Origin of the sequence: Rothia sp. HMSC058E10, from assembly GCF_001809415.1 — a bacterium.
Classification (GTDB): domain Bacteria; phylum Actinomycetota; class Actinomycetes; order Actinomycetales; family Micrococcaceae; genus Rothia; species Rothia dentocariosa.
The window spans coordinates 1-789 of record NZ_KV797613.1 but is presented as its reverse complement, the minus strand read 5'-3'; the positions used below and the strand labels follow the sequence as shown (position 1 = coordinate 789).

Below are 789 nucleotides of genomic sequence, written 5' to 3'. Positions count from 1 at the left end.
ACCATCCTCCCGCACATAAACAACCGGGAAAAAGACGTCATCCCACTCATCAGTATAGAAACCCATAATATTTCTACTCCTTAATCAAAATAAACGCTCATCATGATGCGGAAATAAAAAAATTTAAGGGTCACCCATGAAGTGGCAGTACCCCAATCATAAATAACCCTCAATATATACAAACGTGCTTATATACTATTCTGTATCATCAACATCTTCACTATGCACTAGGTGTACCTTTGAGGCAAGAGCAGGGTCATAAAATGGTGATTCAGGATAATACCGAGGATCAGCAACATAGATACCCGTAGCCTGCGGATCATGGTTTATAACCCCACCAAAGAGCTGACCTGTCTTATCGTAGAGAGGGTCCGGGGCTCCGTTCGGGAAATTCCTCCGCCGCTCTTCCTCAAAATCAGACCACGGATACCGCACGCCCTCACCAGCAATCATCACACTCTCAGCACCCATCAGTTCCTCAAACTGTGGGAGATACGACGATGGAAGACCAACGCCGTACCCCACCACCACAGGATACTGCTCGTAAATATACCCACGAAGATCAGAATAGTAGTAGCTCATACGTTCAGCTAATTGAAGCGCATACTCCGGGGCATAAAAAGGCGAACACTCTTCCCGTACGCTAAAGAGATCTTCAAAGTTCTCATAGAATACAAAAAGACCCTGACGCATATCATTCCAGTCAGCTTCTGTAACAGCATTCATAACCCAGAAACCGTTCACCCACTGATCTGGAGCAATGTTAAACCCAAGCGCTCGTAAAAGCCT

The 789-nt window shown here is 45.4% G+C and carries 1 protein-coding gene; it reads right to left on the bottom strand.

Annotation, left to right across the window (positions count from 1 at the left end; translation table 11 throughout):
* Positions 1–195 precede the first annotated feature (195 nt).
* A partial coding sequence (locus tag HMPREF2609_RS02200) for a hypothetical protein (protein ID WP_070534820.1) occupies positions 196–789 on the bottom strand: 594 nt, incomplete at its 5' end.